At 28.3% G+C, this 22,063-nt stretch carries 22 protein-coding genes; 6 read left to right on the forward strand and 16 right to left on the reverse strand.

Going from position 1 to position 22,063, the window contains the following annotated elements; all coding sequences use genetic code 11:
• Nucleotides 1–331: 331 nt before the first annotated feature.
• From ABDZ93_RS14305 to ABDZ93_RS14315, 3 genes are all read left to right on the forward strand, one after another.
• Entirely contained in the window at nucleotides 332–472 is a 141-nt protein-coding gene (locus ABDZ93_RS14305; RefSeq protein ID WP_343827122.1) for a hypothetical protein, read from the forward strand.
• Between the two features lie 209 nt (nucleotides 473–681).
• Nucleotides 682–1,959 carry a helix-turn-helix domain-containing protein gene (locus tag ABDZ93_RS14310; RefSeq protein WP_343827123.1) on the forward strand — a complete coding sequence of 426 codons (1,278 nt, stop codon included), beginning with the start codon at nucleotides 682–684 and terminating at the stop codon, nucleotides 1,957–1,959.
• A 377-nt stretch (nucleotides 1,960–2,336) separates the two neighbouring features.
• The gene (locus ABDZ93_RS14315) at nucleotides 2,337–3,386 is read left to right on the forward strand and encodes a tetratricopeptide repeat protein (RefSeq protein ID WP_343827124.1); all 1,050 of its coding nucleotides are present in this window, start codon (nucleotides 2,337–2,339) and stop codon (nucleotides 3,384–3,386) included.
• A 107-nt stretch (nucleotides 3,387–3,493) separates the two neighbouring features.
• On the opposite strand, the gene ABDZ93_RS14320 is transcribed toward ABDZ93_RS14315, so the two are convergent.
• The 5 genes from ABDZ93_RS14320 to ABDZ93_RS14340 form a co-directional block, all read right to left on the reverse strand.
• Nucleotides 3,494–3,679: a helix-turn-helix domain-containing protein gene (locus ABDZ93_RS14320; RefSeq protein WP_343827581.1), complete on the reverse strand. Its 186-nt coding sequence runs from the start codon at nucleotides 3,677–3,679 to the stop codon at nucleotides 3,494–3,496.
• A 38-nt stretch (nucleotides 3,680–3,717) separates the two neighbouring features.
• Nucleotides 3,718–4,164 (reverse strand): DUF2975 domain-containing protein, encoded by a 447-nt coding sequence (locus ABDZ93_RS14325; RefSeq protein ID WP_343827582.1) that lies wholly within the window; start codon nucleotides 4,162–4,164, stop codon nucleotides 3,718–3,720.
• Between the two features lie 141 nt (nucleotides 4,165–4,305).
• Nucleotides 4,306–5,151: a CvfB family protein gene (locus ABDZ93_RS14330; protein WP_343827125.1), complete on the reverse strand. Its 846-nt coding sequence runs from the start codon at nucleotides 5,149–5,151 to the stop codon at nucleotides 4,306–4,308.
• Nucleotides 5,152–5,189: 38 nt separating this feature from the next.
• Entirely contained in the window at nucleotides 5,190–5,687 is a 498-nt protein-coding gene (locus ABDZ93_RS14335; protein ID WP_343827126.1) for a GAF domain-containing protein, read from the reverse strand.
• Nucleotides 5,688–5,731: 44 nt separating this feature from the next.
• Nucleotides 5,732–6,244, reverse strand: coding sequence for a gamma carbonic anhydrase family protein (locus ABDZ93_RS14340; RefSeq protein ID WP_343827127.1), 513 nt, complete (start codon nucleotides 6,242–6,244; stop codon nucleotides 5,732–5,734).
• 511 nt (nucleotides 6,245–6,755) lie between these two features.
• On the opposite strand from ABDZ93_RS14340, the gene ABDZ93_RS14345 reads away from it, so the two are divergent.
• Nucleotides 6,756–9,755, forward strand: coding sequence for a vitamin B12-dependent ribonucleotide reductase (locus ABDZ93_RS14345; RefSeq protein ID WP_343827128.1), 3,000 nt, complete (start codon nucleotides 6,756–6,758; stop codon nucleotides 9,753–9,755).
• Between the two features lie 67 nt (nucleotides 9,756–9,822).
• On the opposite strand, the gene ABDZ93_RS14350 is transcribed toward ABDZ93_RS14345, so the two are convergent.
• From ABDZ93_RS14350 to ymfI, 5 genes are all read right to left on the reverse strand, one after another.
• Nucleotides 9,823–11,217 (reverse strand): hypothetical protein, encoded by a 1,395-nt coding sequence (locus tag ABDZ93_RS14350; RefSeq protein ID WP_343827129.1) that lies wholly within the window; start codon nucleotides 11,215–11,217, stop codon nucleotides 9,823–9,825.
• Nucleotides 11,214–12,611 carry a sensor histidine kinase gene (locus tag ABDZ93_RS14355; RefSeq protein WP_343827130.1) on the reverse strand — a complete coding sequence of 466 codons (1,398 nt, stop codon included), beginning with the start codon at nucleotides 12,609–12,611 and terminating at the stop codon, nucleotides 11,214–11,216. The genes ABDZ93_RS14350 and ABDZ93_RS14355 overlap by 4 nt, the downstream gene beginning before the upstream one ends.
• On the reverse strand, nucleotides 12,612–13,298 hold the full coding sequence (locus ABDZ93_RS14360) for a response regulator transcription factor (protein ID WP_343827131.1): 687 nt from the start codon (nucleotides 13,296–13,298) through the stop codon (nucleotides 12,612–12,614).
• Between the two features lie 106 nt (nucleotides 13,299–13,404).
• Entirely contained in the window at nucleotides 13,405–13,743 is a 339-nt protein-coding gene (locus ABDZ93_RS14365; protein ID WP_343827133.1) for a hypothetical protein, read from the reverse strand.
• A gap of 87 nt (nucleotides 13,744–13,830) precedes the next feature.
• Nucleotides 13,831–14,568 carry an elongation factor P 5-aminopentanone reductase gene (ymfI, locus tag ABDZ93_RS14370; RefSeq protein WP_343827134.1) on the reverse strand — a complete coding sequence of 246 codons (738 nt, stop codon included), beginning with the start codon at nucleotides 14,566–14,568 and terminating at the stop codon, nucleotides 13,831–13,833.
• Nucleotides 14,569–14,831: 263 nt separating this feature from the next.
• Between ymfI and ABDZ93_RS14375 the strand changes: the two genes are divergently transcribed.
• Complete coding sequence (locus ABDZ93_RS14375) at nucleotides 14,832–15,002, forward strand: DUF362 domain-containing protein (protein WP_343827135.1); 171 nt, start codon at nucleotides 14,832–14,834, stop codon at nucleotides 15,000–15,002.
• 53 nt (nucleotides 15,003–15,055) lie between these two features.
• Here ABDZ93_RS14375 and ABDZ93_RS14380 read toward each other — a convergent pair whose 3' ends face one another.
• The 4 genes from ABDZ93_RS14380 to ABDZ93_RS14395 all read right to left on the reverse strand — a co-directional run bounded on the left by ABDZ93_RS14380 (nucleotide 15,056) and on the right by ABDZ93_RS14395 (nucleotide 18,869).
• Complete coding sequence (locus ABDZ93_RS14380; RefSeq protein ID WP_343827136.1) at nucleotides 15,056–15,415, reverse strand: erythromycin esterase family protein; 360 nt, start codon at nucleotides 15,413–15,415, stop codon at nucleotides 15,056–15,058.
• 201 nt (nucleotides 15,416–15,616) lie between these two features.
• Nucleotides 15,617–16,474, reverse strand: a complete 858-nt coding sequence (locus ABDZ93_RS14385; RefSeq protein ID WP_343827137.1) for a YitT family protein — start codon at nucleotides 16,472–16,474, stop codon at nucleotides 15,617–15,619.
• Between the two features lie 256 nt (nucleotides 16,475–16,730).
• A complete protein-coding gene (locus ABDZ93_RS14390) occupies nucleotides 16,731–17,042 on the reverse strand; it encodes a DUF1540 domain-containing protein (RefSeq protein WP_343827138.1) in 312 nt (103 codons plus the stop codon).
• Between the two features lie 81 nt (nucleotides 17,043–17,123).
• The gene (locus ABDZ93_RS14395; protein WP_343827139.1) at nucleotides 17,124–18,869 is read right to left on the reverse strand and encodes a DUF4153 domain-containing protein; all 1,746 of its coding nucleotides are present in this window, start codon (nucleotides 18,867–18,869) and stop codon (nucleotides 17,124–17,126) included.
• Between the two features lie 222 nt (nucleotides 18,870–19,091).
• Between ABDZ93_RS14395 and splB the strand changes: the two genes are divergently transcribed.
• Nucleotides 19,092–20,114 (forward strand): spore photoproduct lyase, encoded by a 1,023-nt coding sequence (gene splB / locus ABDZ93_RS14400; protein ID WP_343827140.1) that lies wholly within the window; start codon nucleotides 19,092–19,094, stop codon nucleotides 20,112–20,114.
• A 77-nt stretch (nucleotides 20,115–20,191) separates the two neighbouring features.
• Here splB and ABDZ93_RS14405 read toward each other — a convergent pair whose 3' ends face one another.
• Entirely contained in the window at nucleotides 20,192–20,878 is a 687-nt protein-coding gene (locus ABDZ93_RS14405; protein ID WP_343827141.1) for a M15 family metallopeptidase, read from the reverse strand.
• Nucleotides 20,879–20,986: 108 nt separating this feature from the next.
• Nucleotides 20,987–22,051 carry an ACR3 family arsenite efflux transporter gene (gene arsB, locus ABDZ93_RS14410; protein ID WP_343827142.1) on the reverse strand — a complete coding sequence of 355 codons (1,065 nt, stop codon included), beginning with the start codon at nucleotides 22,049–22,051 and terminating at the stop codon, nucleotides 20,987–20,989.
• Between the last annotated feature and the right edge of the window lie 12 nt (nucleotides 22,052–22,063).

The following is a 22,063-nucleotide window of genomic DNA, read 5'->3' on the forward strand; positions in this document are numbered from 1 at the left end:
TAAATTTAAATTATAATATAGTTCAATTAACCTTCACATTTATATACAAATTTATACAATTATAAATGATTTATGACGTAAATTTATTGTTACTTTTTATGTTTTATCCTTGTAATTATACATATTATGTTATAAAATATAATTAATTACTGTGATGATAATTTTCATATGTACAAGTAATTAACTTAAGTAAGGATATAAATTATCTCTAAGTAATTATAATCAATGTAACGAATACTTACTTAAGACACACTGTGTATTAAAATAACCCACAATTTTATTTTGTTCATAATTATAAAACTTAATATAAATATTAAAAGGAGTGGATTTTATGAAAACTAAACTTACTAAAAGTATAGTATTTTTATGTGCACTAGCTTTAACTACTTGTATCGGAATATCACTTTACTCTGAAAGTGACCCTGGTCCAATAGGACAAGTTCCTGTATCCACACAAATTCATAATTTATAATTATTGACTAATTAATTTTTTACACTACTAAAGTTTAGCTATATCCATAATAAAGCTTTATTATGGATATAGCTAAAAATCACTAAAGGTATAATAAGTAAAATAAAATAATATAATACATATATTGGAACTAATTATGCATTGCGTTTACATATAATTACCTATAAACTATAATTAAATGCATTTATTAAACTAAGGAGGCGACGGATTTGGATTTCTTAAGTCCTGGAAAAAGATTAAAAGCTCTTAGACAACAACTGAATATCAAACAAGTAGAACTAGAAGAAATCGGTGTCTCTAGAAATTATATTAGTATGGTTGAAAGTGATAAAAGAAATCTTACCGGAGAAACCTTAGCAAATTTTCTTAAGTTTATGCAAAATAAGGCTGATGAACTTGAAACTAATATAAATTTAGATGTAAATTATCTGCTTCTTCCTGAAAAAGAAGAAGCACGAAACTATTGTAATATGAAATTAGATTCAACCTTAGGTCATAGAGATTTAGATGAGGTTGTAAAAATTGGTGAAAAATACAAATTAGAAGATATACTTTTAAAATCTTACTTATTAAAGGGAAATTTACTATATGATGAAAATTCTTTTAACACTGCCTTTATATATTACTATAAAATACTAGAAATTTATAATGATAATAAAGACAATAGTAATAAATCTCTTACATATATCAAGCTTTCTAAATGTAAGATTATGACTCTATCTTATGAAGAAGCCCTTTCATATTTATTTAAATCCTATTCTTATTGCAAAGAGTTTAATGACGATACTAATCTTAGAAATTGTTTATATAATATAGCTCTTTCATATAAAAAATTAGATGAATATGATAATGCTCTTATATATATAGATGAGTTGCTGAATTTATGTAATGTTAACAACAATTTTGATATGTATATAATTACTATTATCTTGAAATGTAATTGTTATCTTAACAAAAAAGATTACAAACATGCTTTAACTATATATTTTGATATTTTAGATAACTTTAGTGAAAATATTGGGATTTATTTAGGAATGATTTACAATAACATAGGATTGATTTATTGTGAATTAAATGAAATAGATAAATCTATTGACTATTTTTCTAGAGCAATAAACTTTAGAAAAACACATGATATTGAACGTGTAAATCGTAGTATTATAGATATGTCTTCCGTATATGTAAAAGAAAATTTATATGATAAAGCTATAGAACTATTATATGAAGGTATAGCTTTATCTGAAAAATATTCTGATGCAGAGTTTTTAATAAGAGGCTATTGTATATTGGAAGATATTTATATGAAATTAAATGATAAAAATAAACTTGAAGGGATATATCTTATATTAATAGAAATTTTTAAAGATGCAGATTTAATTAAAGTTTTAGGTATCTATATAAAGCTATCTCTACTATATATAGAAATGGGAAAATATGATAAATCTAAAGAAATTTTATGTGAAGCTGAAAATATTCAAAACTTTTAAAATAGAAGTGATTCAAAAATTGAATCACTTTTTTAATATAAAAAATGCATATTTTCTTAAAATTACATAGTATAATTATAAAGTTATAATCCTTTCGTGCTCGTAAAATGCCATAATGATAACTAAATCCTGTTTCAGGGTTACCATGATTTTATATATAATTAATTTTATTACTATTTTTTATTTAATGATAAATTTTCACTTATATTTTTATGATATACATCATATTATATTATATACATTTTTCTTTCATTTATAATCTCCACCTGTTGCACTAATTGTTAAGTTACTATAGACTATTATATATAAATGTAATTAATTTTGCTTAAATATAAGTAAAAAGATTTTTCTTTTACTTGAATAAGGGGATGAATAATTTGATATTAAGTGAAGAAACTAAAGCTAGAACTTATTGTACTGATAAACTTAAGTTAAACTTAACTTCTGATGAGCTTGATGATGTAATTCATATTGGAGAATTTAACAACCTACTAGATGTACTTACTACTGCATATGTTAAAAAGGGAAATTTCTTATATGATAAAAATCTATTTAACGAAGCTTTTATATACTATTCTAAAACCCTAGACTTATATAATGCTATTCCTACCAAAGATGATGACATGATATTTATATATAATAAATTAGCTAAGTGTAAAATTAAAACCCTTTGCTATGAAGAAGCCTTAGCATATCTATGTATGTGCCATTCTTTTACCTTAGAAAATAAGGATAAAGATAATTATTATAATTGCACTTATAATATAGCGTTAACCTATAAAAAGTTAAATGATTTTGATAATTGTATTCTTTATATAGATAAATTATTAGATGATATTGATATTAATAAAAATTTAACTCTATATATTCAAGGAACAATTTTAAAAGCTAACTGTTATCTCAGAAAAAATTCTACTTTACAAGCTATAAATCTATACGAAGAACTTCTTTATACCTTTGAAGATAAATTAGGAATCTACCAAGGACATTTATATAATAATTTAGCATTAGCCTATTCAAATGAAAACAATAGTGACGTAGCTCTAAAGTATTTTAATAAAGCTATACACTTTAGAACATCATATGATAAAACTAATCTTGCTAATACCTTAATGGATATGGCTAAATTCTACATTGAAGAAGGTTCTTATATAGACGCTATTCCTAAAATAAAATATGGATTAAAGTTAGCTGAAGAATATTCTGATAATGAATATTCGCTATTAGGCTATAATCTTTTAGAACAAATATATATGGAACTAAATGATATTGATGAGCTTAAAAATCTTTATTCTGAAATGCTAGAAAATTTAAAGGATATTGATCCAAGCATAACTATGGAGACATATTCAAAACTCTCTAACCTTTTACCTGATAATATTGGATATAATAAATTAGACACTATTTTTAGAGTAAATAATTTATAAGTTAATATAATAAAAAGGATTGGAAACTCCAATCCTTTTATATTTAGTCTTAATTCACTTATAAGATTCGTATATACTTAATTTGTTACCATCTAAAATGAAAAGTACTACTCCTCATCCTCTCTATACTCCAATATATCACCGGGTTGGCAATCCAAAGCCTTACATATAGCTTCTAATGTAGTAAATCTTACGGCCTTTGCCTTATTATTCTTTAAAATAGATAAGTTAGCCATGGTTATTCCAACTTTTTCTGAAAGTTCAGTAGCACTCATCTTTCTCTTTGCCATCATTACATCTACGTTAACAATTATCAATTAATCCACCTTCCTTATATAGTAAGATCATTTTCTTCTTGAAGTTCTATTCCATTATTTATAAGTTCTCTTACTACTGAAGAAATGATAAATACCATCATGGTAGCAAAAGTTATAACTATACAAATTAAATTCTTATATATGAATATTGTTCCTGCTAAATAAGTAACAAAGGCTATAAATGCACATATACTTATCACCTTTAGCGCCTTTATACTATCTTTACAAAAGGGACTTCCTTTTAATAGCTTTCCACTTAATTTCATTACTGATATAAGTATTAATAAAAAGGGTATATAAGTTATATATAAGAATATTTTAACTCCTCCCCCTATATCTAATCCAGCATTAGATATATTACTAAGGTACCAATTTACTATATTGGGCAATGTAGCTCCAGCTATTATAGTTATAACTACCGATAAAACTGATACAATATAAAGTATCTTTCTAAATAACATATTTTTCAAATTTATCACCTCTAACCAAAGCTTATCACAAGAAACTTTTCACGTCAATAAATATTTATTGTTATTCAATAAGCATTTATATCGCTTAAAAAAGCTATCTCAAAATTATTCTGAGATAGCTTTTAACTTTAATTATATTTTTTGCTTTAACCTAGTACCATTTTCATCTTGCTCTATAAGTCCTTTTTTCATCAGTGCACCTAAAGATCTTTTAAATGCATTCTTGCTAGCCTTAAAATATTTCTTTATATCATCTGGACTAGTCTTATCATTGAATTTCATTGAACCTTGGTTTTTCTTTAAGTAGCTAAGAATAACCTCCTCTAGGTCTCCCATCTCTTCAAGACGAGGTTTTCTTGTGGTGATTTGTATTTTACCATCATCAAAGTATTTCTTTACTCTAGCCTTTATTTTATCACCAATGGAAATATCATCATAACATTCACTTTTTAATATTATTCCTCTGAATGTATTGTCTATAGCTACAACTAAATTTCCATTAGAGTGCTTTCCATACACCACACCTTCTACTTCTTCTCCAACATTATAGTGAGTTGTATCATGTAAGTATCTGTCTACCCTAGTTGTTGCAGCTATTCTATTGGTTTTATCTACATATAGATAAAATAAATATTTTTTATCTACTTCTAATTCAAAGGGTGCTTCTCTAAATGGAACTAATACATCTCTTTCTATACCTATGCTAACAAAGTATCCTATTCCAGTTTTATCTACTACTTTTAAATAAGCTAAATCTCCTACCTGTGCTTCTACTGGCTTCATAGTAGCTATTGGTCTATCCTTAGAATCTCTGTATAGAAATACATCTACCTCATCATCTACTGCTATTTCTCCTATTATATTACCACTTGGTATTAGTATGTCTTCAGAAGTTGTTTTTCCCTCTGCATCTAAATAATATCCAAATTCACAACTTCTTGATACTTTAAGGGTATTAATCTTTCCTAATTCTATCATTTATTTTCTCCTATCTCCTTTAAAAGCTTTGCTTATATTTATAATTGACTCCAATCAACATATTTATTAAGCTTATCTACAAATTTTATTAAATATTTCTCTTCTAATTCCGTAAATGTGTTAAATTCATAACTATCTATATCAAGTACTCCATAAACTACATCATTTTTTATTATTGGAATTACTATTTCAGAGTTTGATGCAGAATCACATGCAATATGTCCCGGAAAATCATGAACATTATCTATTCTTTGAATTTCCTTAGTTGCTACCGCTGTTCCACATACACCTTTTCCTATAGCTATTCTATTGCAAGCTGGTAGACCTTGAAATGGTCCTAGAACAAGCTCTTCATTTCTTACAAAGTAAAATCCACTCCAGTTTAATTTATCAAAAATAGCATATATAATAGCAGAAGCATTAGAAATATTTGCATATATGTCTTTCTCTGAACTTAGCTGGCCTTCTAAGAGGATTAACATGTATTTATATTTTTCTTCTGTAGTCATTTTTTTCATTACATCTAACTTTATCAAATATATCTCTCCTAGCATAATTTTATTATTTCAGAGGTACTCTTTTACTCTTGAATTTTTTTATGCTCTCTTCCCATATCTACATAATGCTCAGCTGAAGATTTTATAGATTTAATTTCTTCTTCTGTTAACTCCCTTACCACCTTAGCTGGGCTTCCTATACATAATACTCCACTTGGAATATTTTTATTTTGGGTTACAAGGCTTCCTGCTCCTATAATTGTATTATCCCCAATTTCAGCTCCATTTAATATTATTGATCCCATTCCTACTAACACATTATTTCCTACATTACATCCATGAATTATACAGTTATGACCTATAGTTACATTATCTCCTATAGTAGTTGATATTCCAAAATCGTTATGTACAGTAGAATTCTCTTGAATATTAGTATTTTTTCCTATAGTCGTGGTATCCATATCACTTCTAATTACTGCGCTATACCATACATTAGTATTTTCTCCTATAGTCACATCTCCTATTACCGTTGCATTTTCTGCTATAAAACATGTTTCATCTATAATTGGTGCATTTCCTTTAAGTGCTTTTATCATTTTTAATCCCATCCTTTGTACTTTAAATTTCTATAATCTTAACTTTAATTTTTAAAATCCCCTAAAATTATATAAAAATATAATTTATAAATTTATATGAACTTAACAATAATTATTATCTTTTTATATAAAGTAATGATACCATAATTTAAAAGTCTATTGTGTAATATTTTATTTTTTTCTATTATTCATCAAGTAATTACTGAATTATGTATTTATTTTTTTATATGTATTATGAAATTATATTAAATTGTAATAAATTTTATAACTTTGTCATAAAATTTTATTAGGTAATCAGTTAAAGTGGTTAAGGTACTGAAATCTACTTAATTTAAGGCTAGTTTCAGGTATCAACAAGCACAGTTTAATGGAAATTTCAATAGTTGTATGAAAAATTTTTTTATAATATAATACAACATATAGTGCTGAAGCACATTTCGAACACAATATATAGTATATGGAGTATTTAGGGGGTGACTTGCTAATCATAACAATGTGATTAGCTTTTATAATGAAGAGTATTAGCAATATAGTAAAAAGATACTACACAAAAGAGTTAGAGACTAATAAAGATTTGACAGTATACGATTTATTCCAGTGGAAAAAAGTTGATGTAATTTTAAAAGACTATAAAAAAGGTACAATTCTTGTTGATATGAAGGACTTAGAATTTCCAATTCACTATTCACAAAATGCTTGTGATATAATTGCTTCTAAATATTTCAAAAGAGCTCTAGTACCTAATGAATTAGGTTATGAAAATAGTCTTAAAATGGTGGCACATAGATTAGTTAATTTTTGGTGTGAATCTCTAAAGGATGAAGATTTAATAACTACTGATGAGGAGTTTACAATACTATATGATGAATTAGTTTATTGTTTCTTAAATCAAATGTATGCACCAAACTCACCCCAATGGTTTAATACTGGATTAAAGCTTTCTTATGGTATAACTGGTGAACATCAAGGTCATTTTTATTATGATGAGAACTTAAAAAAAGTTATTAAAAGTGTAGATAACTATACTAGAACTCAAGCTTCTGCTTGCTTTATTTTATCTATACAAGATAAACTTCTAGGACCTCACTCAATTTCTGAGCAATATGTAACTGAAACTAAACTATTTAAAGGTGGCTCAGGATGTGGAACCAACTACTCAACTCTTAGAGCTAAAGACGAGAAGCTTTCAGCTGGTGGAATTTCTTCAGGAGTTATGAGCTTTTTAAAGGGCTTTGATAGAAACGCTGGAACTATAAAATCTGGTGGAACTACAAGACGTGCAGCTAAAATGGTTTGCCTTGATATAGATCACCCAGAAATTAGAGAATTTATAAACTGGAAGGCTAGAGAAGAAGATAAGGTACGTGCTTTAGGTAAGATGGGATATGATGCTTCCTTTGAAGGGGAGGCTTATGAAACTGTATCTGGTCAAAACGGTAATAACTCTATAAGATTCAGCGATGAATTTATGAAAAAAGTTGAAAATCTATCTGAAAACCCAGATGAAGTAATAACTTTAAAGGGAAGAATAGATGAAAAAATTAATAAAGATGTTAAAGTCAGTGAGTTATGGGATGAATTCAACTTAGCTTCATGGCAATGTGCTGACCCAGCACCTCAATTTGATGACACCTTCAATGCTTGGCATACATGTCCTGGCGGTGAAGATGGACACTTCGGTGCAAAGCATAATAGATTAAATTCTACTAATCCATGTGGTGAATATGCTTTCTTAGATGATACATCTTGTAACTTAGCTTCAATTAACATATATAAATTCTATAACAAAGACAGTAAAGTATTTGATTTAGATGGATATGTTCATATGGTATCTTTACTACAACTTATGCTTGAATCCTCTGTTCACTGGGGTCAATTCCCAACAGAAGATATTGCAAGAAAAACATATATGTTCAGAACAACAGGTCTGGGAATTGCAAACTTAGCCTCTCTGCTTATGGTAATGGGTTATGCTTACGATTCAGAAGAAGCTAGACAATTAACAGCTTCTCTAATAGGAGTGCTTACTGGAGCTTCTTATGTTACTTCTGCCCTTATGGCTGAAAAAGTAGGACCATTCGAAAAATATGATATTAATAAAGATGCAATGCTTAGAGTAATAAGAAACCATGGAAGGGTTGCAGGAGCTATAGATAGTGAATACGAAGACCTTCACTATACCCCTGTGAAAGTTAATCATGAAATTCTTAAGGCAGAAGGTAATGCTGAGCTTTCTGAACTTTTAAAAACTCTTTGGCAAGAAGCTGTAGAGTATGGTGAAAAGTTTGGATATAGAAATGCTCAAGTATCTGTAATAGCTCCAACTGGAACAATTTCTTTTGCTATGGATTGTGGCGCCACTTCCATTGAGCCATACTTCTCCCACTTTGTGTATAAAAAATTATCTGGTGGTGGATTTATGACTATAGTAAATCCAATTATAGAAGATGCTCTTGATAATCTTGGATATTCACAAGATGAAATTAAAGACATAGTAGATTATATTCTTAGAAAAGAAATGATTAATGAAAATGGATATGAGTATGAAAAAATTATAGATGGTAAGATTGAAGGAGCTCCTCATCTTAAAGAAGAACATCTTCACATTTTTGATACAGCAAACAAATGTGGAAGTGGTGAGAGATATATTAAGCCTATGGGACACGTTCTAATGATGGCTGCCATCACACCTCTGATATCTGGTTCAGTTTCTAAGACAGTAAACCTACCTAAAACAGCTACTGTAGATGACTTTAAAAAGGTTGTTCTTGATTCTTGGAACCTTGGAGTAAAAGGAATATCTCTATATAGAGATGGATGCAAAGCTAGTCAACCTTTAAATACAGTTTTAGAAGAAGAAAATGATGCAGATTTAGAAAAACTTACTTATCAAGAGCTTTTATCTAAAGCTAAAGAACTACAAAAACAAGGTCCTGCATCTACTGTATTTACTCGTGAAAAACCTATTGGTATTAGATTTGGGACTACTCATCCTGCTCAAATAGATGATGTCAAAATATATACTACAGTTAATAGAAGAACAAATGGAGAAATTTCTGAAATCTATATAACAACTGATAGAGAAGGAACTATAATAACTGGACTATTGAATTCTCTTTCTAAATCTATTTCTGTAATGCTGCAATATCATGTTCCTGCAGCAGATATCGCTAAAATGCTTAGAGGTCAAAAATATGAGCCTTATGGATTTGTTCAAAAACATCCTTATATTAAGCATGTTAGCTCTATCTCTGACTTAATTAGTAAGGTTATAGATATTGAGCTTGGTGACTATTCTCGTTGCCAAATTAAGCCTAATCCAGAGGATGTGGTAAAAGCCACAATCCAACACAATGAAGTATCCACTACTTCTATTGGACATGGAAAATCAGAAATCAAAGGTGAGCGTATTTACTCTGAGGTTTGTTCAAACTGTTCAAGCACAAACTTAGTGAGAAATGGTACATGTAAGGTTTGCCAAGATTGTGGAACAACCACTGGATGTAGCTAAAATTATATAAGATAACTAAAAAGCCAGGCAAATTATTGCCTGGCTTTTACTTGGTTTATATACTACACTATTTACTTGACTTAAGTAATGAATTCACTTGTTCTGTCCAAAATCCTACATATTCTGCCATGGCCCATTCTGCCATAACTATCTCTTCATCATCATTCAAAGAAATTGTTAGCTCTGGTGATTCACTCATCTTTCCATCCACTATTTTATATGCATATAAACTTGATTTTGTTTTTATAATAGCCATATTCTTATTAGGAGATGATATAGCATCTACTGCCGACGGTACTTGATTTTTTATCCCTTGCCATGATGTAAATAGTCTATCATACCTAGCCACATTTTTTGACACCTTCAAAGGTATATCTATATTATTTTTACTACTTTCATTATCCTTATTACTATTTATAGTATAAAATCCCCACCTACCTTGATTTCTCTTAATAGAAACATTAGTAAATGTATTTATATTCTCTATAAAAAGCCCCTGTGATTCATTATTAAATTTGGTTATATTTCTCTGTTCACTAATATTTCCTAGGGATACAGCTCCTTTTCCAGCTGTATTCATAGTATCAATTAAATAGGTTCCTAAGTTTTCTAACTTATCTCCCTCACCTTCTTCTTTAGTTCTAATACTTATATAATCATTTCCTATGAAGGTTATTTCCTTTGATATACTTATATTTGATTCCTTATCCACTTTTATAGTAGATTGCTTTTCAGAAGGGCTAGAATTTAAAAATATAAATTCTATATTATCTTTATAGCTCATTTCATTATTAGTTCTATTAACTAGAACCTTAAAAAATCCATTTGTGCGTGGCAGAAGTAAAAAGGGCACCTCTTGGCTAGATATTTTTTCTCCATCATAGGCTATCCAAAGAGTTCTATAACTAAAGCCTTCATCTGTTTTATCTTTAAGTCCTATTAATACTCCACTACTAATTTTTTCGTCACTTACTACTTCTTCCCTGTCTACTTTCTGCTTAATATTACTCATAGGATTATCATCTATCTTCTCAAGATAGAGTAGAACATCATCTTGTATTATTAATATTCCTCCATCTACAACCATAACTTCCTTTAAATATATATTCTCAGAAGATATAGTAACTACCTCTATATCTTTGCTATCCTTTAGATAGTCAGGTATAAATCCTATAGTATTATAAATGTATTCTTTGCCATCTACTACCTTTGCTTTATAGGTTATTTTCTTATATGCTTTATCAAACATATATACTTCTTTATTACTAAAACTAACTATGCTGCCTACTAAATTACAATTCTCTACTTCATCCTCTGTAACTCCTACATAGCTTTGAACCTTCCATTGTCCATTTAGAATAGGATCACTATTAGGTTTTCTTACTTCTATATTAAATTTATTACATCCCGTAAGGACAATTGCTAACACAAAAGTTACCATTATGCTTAATAATCTTTTCATTCCATTTCTCCTTTAGGTAACATTATAATAACCTCTGTCCCCTTTTGTAGTCCACTCTTTATTTCTAGAATTCCCTCATGCTGAGTTATGATCTCATCACATATGGAAAGTCCTATACCATTACTTGCATTTATATTTCTTCCCTTATAAAACTTTTCTTTTACATGAGGTAAATCTTCTTTGGAAATTCCATAACCATGATCTTTAATTGATATAGTTAAATATTTATTATCCTCCATTACACTAATTATTATTTTCGAGTCATTAGGTGAAAATTTTATAGCATTATCTAAAATATTTATTAAAACTTGTTTCATTCTATTTTTGTCAACTTCTATAGGTTTAACCTGTAGGTCTTCAAATACTACTTCTATTCCTCTAGACAGTAATTTAGGCCCTAATTGTCTTAATATATCTTGAGTAAACTCACTTATATTTAATACTTCTTTTCTTAAAGTAATCTTACCTGAAATTAACTTTGAAAAATCCAATAATTCTTCTACTAAATAAGTTAATCTTTCAACCTCTGATTCTATAATTTTTAAACCTTCTCTTACTTCTTCTTTATCCTCTAAATCTGAGGACTCTAGTACAATTGCCCACCCCTTAATTGAAGTTAGAGGTGTTCTAAGTTCATGGGATACCGATGATATAAATTCATTCTTTAGCCTTTCGTTTTTTAGTATCTCCTCAGACATATAGTTTAGAGTATCAGCTAAACTTCCTATCTCATCTTTAGAATAATTAGGTATACTCTCATTGAAGTTACCCTTAGCCATTTTTTCAGCTCCTACACAAACTAGTTTTAAAGGCTTCATTATGCTATTAGAAATAAATAAGCTTATAGTAGAAGAAATGAAAATTACTAACACTCCCAAGAGAATTATTATAAATAATATTTCTCTTATACTTTTATCTATACCTTCAGTAGAAGCACTAAATCTCAATACGCCATCCACATCTTTATCAAAAAGAAGTGGATATGCCACACTTATAATTTTCTCATTTTTATTTGCATTTTGATATGTTGTAGCTTCTCCCTGTGTATTACCAACAAATGCTGACTTAACCTCTTTAGTTAATATTTTCTCCTTAGAGATATATCCCAAAGAGTCCATAATAACATTGCCTTCTAAGTCTATTATTTGAACTCTACAGTCCGTATTACTCCAAAAGGTATCATTATCATTAAAGATATTTTCTTTTACAGTATTTGAGGACATATATGTATTATAAAAATCTGATGATATCTTAATTTGTCCATATATAGTATCCTTTAGATTACTATAGTAGTATCCTTTTACAGCTATGTAAATCATGATTTGAACTATTAAAACAGTTATAACTATAACAATTATATTGCTACTAGATATTTTAGTTTTTATGGATTTCACTTAGTCTTCCCTCCACTTATATCCTGTTCCCCATACAGTTTCAATATATTTAGGTTTAGATGAATTACCTTCAATCTTACTTCTAATACGTCTTATATTTACATCAATAATTTTATTTTCTCCTATATAATTATAGCCCCATACCATATCGAGAAGTTCATCTCTACTAAATGCTTTATTAGGATTCTCCATAAATATCTTCATAAGCATATATTCCTTAGGTGTTAATACTATCTCTTCTTCATCTTTGTATAATACCTTACTATCTAAATCTATTTTAAAAGCTCCAGATATAATTTCCTTGCTCTTAAGACTATTTCCTAGTTCCATTCTTCTATGTAATGATTTGATAATAGCTATAAGCTCTAAAGGATTAAATGGCTTTATAATATAATGGTCGGCTCCAAATTCCAATCCCATAATTTTATCCCCATCTTGTGCCCTTGCTGTCAGCATTATTATTCCCATCTGTGGATAATTTTTCTTTAAAATTTCACACACTTTATATCCATCAATTCCAGGAAGCATTATATCAAGTATTACAATATCAGGACTCTCCTTTGCAACTTCTTCAATACCAAGCTCTCCGGTTTCTGCTTCTACTACCTCAAACCCCTCTCTCTTAAGGCTTATCTTTACAAATTTTCTTATATGTTCTTCATCTTCAATTAATAATATTTTCTTCATTATATCCACCTCTAATGTACAAAAGCACCAATAGTAAAATAAATTATTATCGGTGCTTCTTGTTATTAATTATTTATTTTATCATGTATTAAAGTTTTATCTTTAATTATTCTTCCTTACTATCACTTTCTTCATACTCTTCCACATCTACAATTGTAGAATCACTATAGTCTATATAGGATTCTGATTCTGAAGTTACATTGTCACTATGGCTACCTTGTGGTCTTACATTTTCTTGAGAAGAATAAAATTTATTTGTTTCCTTTTTAACCTTATATTTTAAATACATTATACTAAGAGTAATTATAATTACAATCCCTAGAATAAGCCATAAGATTCCTTTAAATACAATTCCTAAAACTCCAAAAATCAATGGGGAAAATATAAATAAAAGTACACATACAAATATAACTTTTATTAATGTTTTCATCTCAACACTATTCATAAATTCTAATTCCTTTCTATATGTATGAATTTAATTATCATTATAATATGCAATTGGAACATTTATTACCTATTTTAAATGTTAAATTTAAAAGCCACCATTTACATTTAGTATTTCTCCCGTAATATAGCTACTATCCTTACTAGCTAAAAAAACAGCAGCTCTTCCCACTTCTAAAACACTTCCAAATCTCCCCATGGGTATTTCCTCTGTTAATTCTAATCTTTCTTCCTCTTGCATCCACATGTTCATCTTAGTTTCAATAACACCTGGTGCTATGGCATTTACTCTTATATTACTTAATGCCAGTTCCTTAGCTAAAGCCTTTGTAAAAGAATTTATAGCTCCCTTTGATGCAGAATATAAAACTTCACAGGCAGCTCCTTCACCTCCCCAAACTGATGATATATTAATTATGCTACCTTCTTGTTTTGAAATCATATGATTAACTACAGAGTTTGTAGTATTAAATACTGACTTAAAATTTACAGACATAATTTTATCAAAATCTTCTTCCGACTCATCCATAAATAATCCTATTTTAGAAACAGCTGCATTATTTACTAATACATCTACTTTTCCCAATTTCTCTATGGTATACTCTATTAATTCCTTAGAAAAGTTATAATTACTTACATCTCCTTTAAATAAAATACAATAGTTTCCCATAGACCTAATTTCATTTAAAGTCTCCTTAGCGCTTTCATCATCATTAAAATAGTTAAGCACTAATGTTGCTCCTTCTTTAGCAAATTCTAAAGCTATTCCCTTACCAATACCTCTTGTTCCTCCTGTAATTACTACCACTTTTCCATTTAGTTTCATTTTCATACCTCATAAAATTTCTTTAACTTCTATTGTAGTTATTTTAACATTTGTTCTTTTATAACACTAGTTCTATATCTATAAAATGAATTAATTTAAATAAATGTTAATATATTTTACATTTACTTTAATTAATTCATTTATTAACTATAAAACTTATTTATTTCTTATGTATTTTAATATATTTAAATATATTTACTCTTTATTATTATATCATAATATGGTATGATAATCATGATTTAATAGTAAAGGGGGTTTTTTTCATGGCTTATAAAATAGCAGATACTTGTATCTCATGTGGTGCTTGCGAAGCTGAATGCCCAGTAAGCTGCATAAGTGCAGGAGATGGATTATACGTTATCGATGCTGATTCTTGTATCGAATGTGGTGCTTGTGCTAGTGCATGCCCAGTTGGTGCTCCAGTTCAAGACTAATTCAAATAAAAAATAGATGTACAAGCTGTACATCTATTTTTTTGTTTAATCATTTATTTTAATTTACTTATAGCATTAGTATCTCTAATAAATATTAACCCATCAAAGGCATCCATAGGCTTTAAATTTGTGTAATATTCTTCTTCATATCCATTATAAAAAATAATGTTATGCATTAGCGTTGAAGATGATAATATTTTTTTAGCCTTCTTATCTTGTGCTGAAGACTTAAAATCTATAAAACTATTCGGTATTTCTGTTAGATTAAATAAATTAGAAAATAAGCAAGGATTTCCTTCTTCTATGGTATAAGTTTCATATTCCCCATTTACCCCACTACTGTCTATAGTATACGCTCCAAAGCTACCCTGGTGAAATTCTAAGGCTAATGAATAATATTTATCTTTATACATCCCCCTAAATACCCCTTTTATCATTAATATAATATGTATTAAAATCTAATTACATACATAATATGATAACTTTTATATATTTTCAATATTTATACCAACTCTTATATCGAAAATAATTAAAATTCACCTACTTTTCACTGTATAGTAGAAATATAATAAAAAATCAGTAAATCTCTTAACTGAAATTTACTGATTATATAACTATTCTAATATATTGCCAAAGCCTTCCCCTAATACCTCATGGACATTATGAGTTATAATGAAAGCGTGTGGATCCACTTCTTTTATAAAATTTCTAAGCTTAATAAACTCTTTTTTACCCATTACGGTTACCAAAACATCGCTTTTTTCTAAGTTATATGCTCCTACAGCTCGATAAATAGTAGCACTTCTACCTAGCTCTTCAATAATAAATTTTCTTATTTCTTCAGTTTTAGAGCTCATTATTTCTATCCTTTTAGTTATATTAAGTCCATCTATAACAAAGTCTACCATGGAGCCATTTATTATAACTCCAAGTAAAGCATACATTCCTGTAGTAGCTCCAAAGGCTATCACTGCAAGTAAGGTTATAATAAAATCTATAATTAAAAGCCCTTTTCCTATTTCTAGATGAACATATTTGTTTAATATTTTAGCAGGTATATCCGTTCCTCCTGTTGATGCATTCCTATTAAACACTATAGCCATACCTATAGCTCCGATTAGTATACCAAAAATTAAATTTATAAGTATATCCTGTGAAATAGGCTTATTAATAGGTACTATTTTTTCTAAAATAGATATTATTACTGAAAGCATAAGACTAGAATATATGGTTTTTGTTCCAAAAGCCTTTCCAATAAAAATAAAACCTATGACAAAGAAAAATATATTTCCTATAAACATTATAACACCAATACTGAGGCTAGGAATGTAATGGTTTATTACCATAGCAAGCCCTGTTAGTCCCCCAGCTGCTAAGTTGTGTGGGACTAGGAAAAAATGAATACCTATAGCTATTAAAACTAATCCAAAAGTTATTATAATGTAATCTTTAATTTCCTTTTTCAAACCCATTCCTCCTTAATTTATCCTATAAATTATTGTAAAAATATTTTATATTTTTCAATTTAATGTTAATCATCTTTACCTAATCATATATCAATGGGCAAATTATTACAATATCTCTTTTTTTCTTATATATATGTTCCACTGTTTAAATACTAATATACGTAAAAAGCTACTACTATAAAATTTAACTGAATTTAATCAGAAACTTTCATAGTAGTAGCTTATTCTTTATCTTGACTTATTGTATTTACTTATAGTATTTTTATTTACAATGAAATGTAGCACACTCTGTTTCTCTAGGTTTACATGCATGATCTCCAGAAATAGAAATTTCTGAAGCATCACATTCATGATTTTCATTGTAAACACAATTAGTAGCTTCACACCCTACTATCATTTCTGGATTAGGTGTTTGATTACTGTTTGACATAGCTCCACTTTTCTCTGCAAAGCTATCACAACAAGTAGATGATTTATGAGTAGCTTCTCTTCCACCTACTTGAATAGAATCAATACAACAATAATAATCATTATTATATGCACAACTACATGCATCACATTTTAATTTAGTCATAAAAACGCCTCCTAAAGTTTATTTTTGTATTATTGTTTCAATTTAGTAGGCAAATTATTCTTACATAAATTTATTGATTTTCTACTTTATCTTTACCAATACGGAAAATTGAATTTCTGTAGACTCTATATGGTCATAATTTAAATCCTTACGGCCAGAAAAGTTATCAATTTTTATTTTGACTTTAACTTTATCTGTTTCATCTTCAAATTGCATATCTTCTACAGGTATGGAGTTTGTTTTATTAACACCATATTTATCTATTATCTTATTAAAATACTCATTTAAATTTTTATTATATATCTGTTTACCTTTTTCTAATATCTTAAGTTCATTAGATGCTTTATTATAGTCAACTGTAATTCCATAAGAATTCTTATTATCAGCACTTTGATAACTTATAATGTTGAAAAGGTAATCATAGTCCTTTATTTCTATAGGCTCTGATATTTCTTCACTTGTAAAATAAAAATGTTCATATCTACTTTCATAATTAAAATTAGAATAAGTTATTCCTAGTACCCTCTCTGTATCACTTATAGTAAAATTTTCTGGCAAATATTTAATATCCTTTAATTCATGTTTTCTATTAAAATAATCCAAAATACTATTGAGCTCTATTTGATCATCTTTAGAAACTGGCTCTATAGCTTTAACTATTTTACCATTTTCAATCATATTATTTTTTATAAGGAACTTTTCAAATCTTTTATTTTGACTATACTTAGATAAACTATAACTACTCAAAGGTCCACAAATTGATATAAAAGTAATTATAGCAAAAGATATTGGGAGTATAATATTTTTTACTTTCTTAATTATTGAGTAGTATATCATTATTCCAAAGACCCAAATCCCTAGTGCTAAAACAAAATATCTATTTTCAGTTATTCCATAGGCATTAACTCTTATTCCCATAGAAACAAACATAAGTACTATAAGAGGAAGTATTGCTTTTGGAAACACCTTTACAAACTTGCTTACCCAAGGACTATTTTCCTTTACTGGTGAAGTTAAAAACAAGGTTCCTGCTGATATTACTCCATACCATAATACTAAATGAGAAACTAATCCCTCAGGCCACTGTCTAGTAATAATTATCTTAGCAAAATATATATATAAGATTATTGTGTATATGGAAATTAATGGTATAATTATATGAATCATTAATATCTTAAATACCTTTGGATACTTTTCAACCTTTATAACTTCTTCCTTTTCTGGGATTCCTCCAAGAAAGAAGCACTGTGCAAAAACTCCTACAACTATAAGCCATGTATAATAATATATCTCATATTTAACTTCTATTCCTAAAAGATAATCTACGGTAAATAATATTGCTACTAATCCTAAATATAAAACTATAGAATATAAGACTGTTGTAAAAAATCTTCCTAAAACCTTTATTACATACATCTCGAAATTTCCACTTTTTCCACTATCCCCAATATATGGAGTGAAAAAGAACCCTGTAGAAAATATAATAATAAGACCAACATATCTAGTTATCTCAACCATATTTAAATCTTCAAGACAAAAATATCCGTAGACTACTAAACAAATAGTTGCAATAATATAAATTAAATATTTAAACTTCTCATTAGATTTATTTCTTATTTCAAAATATAATTCAATACAAATATATACTGGAATACCAAGTACTAAAGTCATCACAACACGTCTTAATTCCTCGTCACTTCCAATACTTTCTCCCATATAGATTAAAGTTATAACTGCAACTATAGATAAAAATATGGGTATAGGAAATCTTTTTACTGAATCTTTTATAGAATTTTTCCATCCATTTACCCAAGTTTTAATATGCAATAATATGACCCCCTTTATTATAAAACTATTTTTCTATGTTTTTTAATTACCTTTAGATAACTATTTATGCATCATTGTAAATTATACCCATTATACCATATGATCTAAATTAAAACATTCATCTATTACACATAATATTATAATATATGTAAAGAATATTCCTATTAAATATAAAGGAGGTGACCTTTAGTTTGAAGTCCATTGCTTCTACTAAAGAACTAAATGTTTATTCCTAAAAGAATATTATTTGAAAAAGGATCCTTGGATTATGAAATAGGCAAAAATATTTATAACACTTTTAAGGATAATAAAAATATAGAAATAATAAAATTAACTTCTAATAAGATTAAAGAACGAATTCCTGGTGAAAACTTGTATAGCTTTTATCGTGAAGGTAAGAATACCCTAGTTGTGGGTATAAAAAAAGGAAGTAAATTTCAATCCTGTAAACCCTCTGCTAATTGGCAGTTACCCCTAGTGTCTGGTTGTATTGCCCATTGTCAGTATTGCTATCTAAATACAAATCTAGGCGATAAACCTTATATAAAGATCAATGTAAATATAGATGATATCCTAAATCAAGCAAATGAATATATTAAAGAAAGATTACCTTCCAAAACTTTATTTGAAGGTTCTGCCACCTCTGATCCTATACCTATAGAACCTTATACTAATAGTTTAAAAAAAGCTATAGAATTCTTTGCTAATAGCGATCATGGACTATTTCGTTTTGTTACAAAGTTTAATGATGTGGATAGTCTATTAAATATAGATCACAAGGGGCATACAGAAATTAGATTTACTTTAAATACAGATAAAGTAATCAGTGACTTTGAAAATAGAGCCGCTTCTATAGATAAAAGAATAGAAGCTAGTATAAAGGTGGCTAATGCTGGTTATCCTATAGGTTTTATTATTGCGCCAGTATTTCTTTATGAAGGTTGGAAAAACGATTATAAACAACTTTTATTAAACCTTAAGGATAAGCTTCCTGAAAACTTAACTACTCCTGTTACCTTTGAAATAATATCTCATAGGTATACTCCTAGAGCTAAAAATATAATTTTAGAAGTTTTTCCTGAAACAACACTCCCTATGGTTGACGAAGAAAGAAAATATAAATATGGGCAATTTGGATATGGCAAATATGTATATACAAAAGAACAGCTAGAAGAGATGAAAGAATTTTTTAGTTCAGAAATTGACTCTATATTTAATAATAAAGTTATAAAATATATAATATAATGTTAAATGCAAAAGCCAAGCTATATTACCTTATATAACTTGGCTTCTTCAATGTTATAAAATTGTTTATATATTATTTAATTAATTTCAGCAAATTCTTCTAATGTTATTCTATCATTATAAATCTTTTCTGCCATTTCATTACCCACATATCTCACATGCCAAGGTTCATAATTATATCCTGTTATGTCTTCTTTTCCCGACTCATACCTTACTATAAATCCATATTTATATGCATTATTAGCTATCCAATTAGCTTCTGGACATCCTTCAGATATCCATCCAGAACTAGTTGCTAAATCCATAGCCTCTCCTAGTTGATGCTCACTTGCTCCAGGCTTTGCTACATATTTATCTGTATAGGATTCACCTTGAGTTTTCACATTATATTCATATAAGTTTTTTTGTGTTTCATAAGATCTATAGCCTGATAAACCATATAAGTATACTCCATCCTTTAAAGCCGCATCAACTAGCTCCTCTACAGCCTTAGCAGATTCCTTTGTCATATATCTTTCTTCTTCTGTGGATTCTGGTAAGAATTCTATATTTACTGAAACTAAATCCTTTGGCTTATAATCTGATGTTAAAACATAATTTTTATTTACTACTACTTTATCATAATCATTAATAATAAAATATCCCGCTGATTTCAAATGAAATTTATTGATTAAATAATTTGTAGTGCACATACCTAATATAACTATTACTAGTAATTTCAATATAGCTCTTCTTGCTTTTCTAACCTTTTTCTTTTTTCCCATAAGATCCTCTCCTTAAGTTCATATACTTATTTTAAATCTAATGGGCTTAATATTTATTACTTAAAGCTTACAAATTTATTACTTATTTATTAAGATTTGAAAAATAAGCTATTCCTTACATTTAGTAAACCATCCTCTGCTATTATTAGCTATTCTAACAAGTGTTAGCATAACAGGTACCTCTACTAATACACCTACCACCGTAGTTAATGCAGCTCCTGATTGTAATCCAAATAATGATATAGCAACAGCTACTGCTAATTCAAAAAAGTTACTTGCTCCAATCATTCCTGCTGGTGCTGCTATAGAATGTGGCAACTTCCAAAGTTTTGCCCACAGATAAGCTATTGCAAATATAAGGAATGTTTGAATAATTAATGGTACTGCAATTAGTACTATATGAAGAGGATTATTTAAAATAGTATCACCTTGGAAGGAGAATAGTATAATCAAAGTTAGTAATAATCCTATTATAGTCACATTATCAAACTTCTTTAAAAATACATTGTTAAAATAATCTATTCCTCTATTTTTAATTATTAATATTCTAGTTATAAATCCTAGAGCTAATGGTATTACTACAAATAAAACCGTTGATAATACAAGAGTTTCAATAGGTACAGCTACATCCCCAACTCCTAGTAAAAAAGCTACAATAGGAGCAAAGGCAATTAAAATAATCAAGTCATTGACTGCTACCTGAACTAAAGTATATGAAGGATCTCCCTTAGTTAAGTGACTCCATACAAAAACCATAGCTGTACATGGAGCAGCTCCTAAAAGCACAGCCCCAGCTAAATACTCCTTAGCAAGTTCTGGTGCTATTATCTCCTTAAAAACTACAAAGAAGAAAAAAGCTGATATAGCATACATTGTGAAAGGCTTTATAAGCCAGTTAGTCACACAAGTAACTATAAGGCCCTTTGGTTTTCTAGTAGCGTTAATTATACTTCCAAAATCAATCTTTAACATCATAGGATATATCATTAACCATATAAGTATAGCCACTGGTATTGACACATTATAATATTCAAACTTATTTAGTGTATTAGGTATAATAGGCAAAAATTGACCAACTAATATTCCTATTACAATACAAAGGGCAACCCATAGGGTTAAGTATCTTTCAAATACTCCTAATCCTTTTCCACTACTTTCTTTATTATTACCCATAAGCTAAACCTC

It is taken from the genome of Clostridium subterminale (assembly GCF_039521425.1).
GTDB classification, from domain to species: Bacteria; Bacillota; Clostridia; order Clostridiales; family Clostridiaceae; genus Clostridium_J; species Clostridium_J subterminale.

Bases quoted from the DNA above. Each gene is read 5' to 3' on its own strand.
- ABDZ93_RS14365 (WP_343827133.1), bottom strand. From the start codon at position 13,743: ATGAATAGTGTTGAGATGAAAACATTAATAAAAGTTATATTTGTATGT.
- ABDZ93_RS14405 (WP_343827141.1), bottom strand. From the start codon at position 20,878: ATGGGAAAAAAGAAAAAGGTTAGAAAAGCAAGAAGAGCTATATTGAAA.
- ABDZ93_RS14350 (WP_343827129.1), bottom strand. From the start codon at position 11,217: ATGAAAAGATTATTAAGCATAATGGTAACTTTTGTGTTAGCAATTGTC.
- splB (WP_343827140.1), top strand. From the start codon at position 19,092: ATGTTTATTCCTAAAAGAATATTATTTGAAAAAGGATCCTTGGATTAT.
- ABDZ93_RS14325 (WP_343827582.1), bottom strand. From the start codon at position 4,164: ATGTTATTTAGAAAGATACTTTATATTGTATCAGTTTTATCGGTAGTT.
- ABDZ93_RS14390 (WP_343827138.1), bottom strand. From the start codon at position 17,042: ATGACTAAATTAAAATGTGATGCATGTAGTTGTGCATATAATAATGAT.
- ABDZ93_RS14375 (WP_343827135.1), top strand. From the start codon at position 14,832: ATGGCTTATAAAATAGCAGATACTTGTATCTCATGTGGTGCTTGCGAA.
- ABDZ93_RS14320 (WP_343827581.1), bottom strand. From the start codon at position 3,679: ATGATGGCAAAGAGAAAGATGAGTGCTACTGAACTTTCAGAAAAAGTT.
- ABDZ93_RS14340 (WP_343827127.1), bottom strand. From the start codon at position 6,244: ATGATAAAAGCACTTAAAGGAAATGCACCAATTATAGATGAAACATGT.
- ABDZ93_RS14385 (WP_343827137.1), bottom strand. From the start codon at position 16,474: ATGGGTTTGAAAAAGGAAATTAAAGATTACATTATAATAACTTTTGGA.
- ABDZ93_RS14345 (WP_343827128.1), top strand. From the start codon at position 6,756: ATGAAGAGTATTAGCAATATAGTAAAAAGATACTACACAAAAGAGTTA.
- ABDZ93_RS14360 (WP_343827131.1), bottom strand. From the start codon at position 13,298: ATGAAGAAAATATTATTAATTGAAGATGAAGAACATATAAGAAAATTT.
- ABDZ93_RS14305 (WP_343827122.1), top strand. From the start codon at position 332: ATGAAAACTAAACTTACTAAAAGTATAGTATTTTTATGTGCACTAGCT.
- ABDZ93_RS14330 (WP_343827125.1), bottom strand. From the start codon at position 5,151: ATGATAGAATTAGGAAAGATTAATACCCTTAAAGTATCAAGAAGTTGT.
- arsB (WP_343827142.1), bottom strand. From the start codon at position 22,051: ATGGGTAATAATAAAGAAAGTAGTGGAAAAGGATTAGGAGTATTTGAA.
- ABDZ93_RS14380 (WP_343827136.1), bottom strand. From the start codon at position 15,415: ATGTATAAAGATAAATATTATTCATTAGCCTTAGAATTTCACCAGGGT.
- ymfI (WP_343827134.1), bottom strand. From the start codon at position 14,568: ATGAAACTAAATGGAAAAGTGGTAGTAATTACAGGAGGAACAAGAGGT.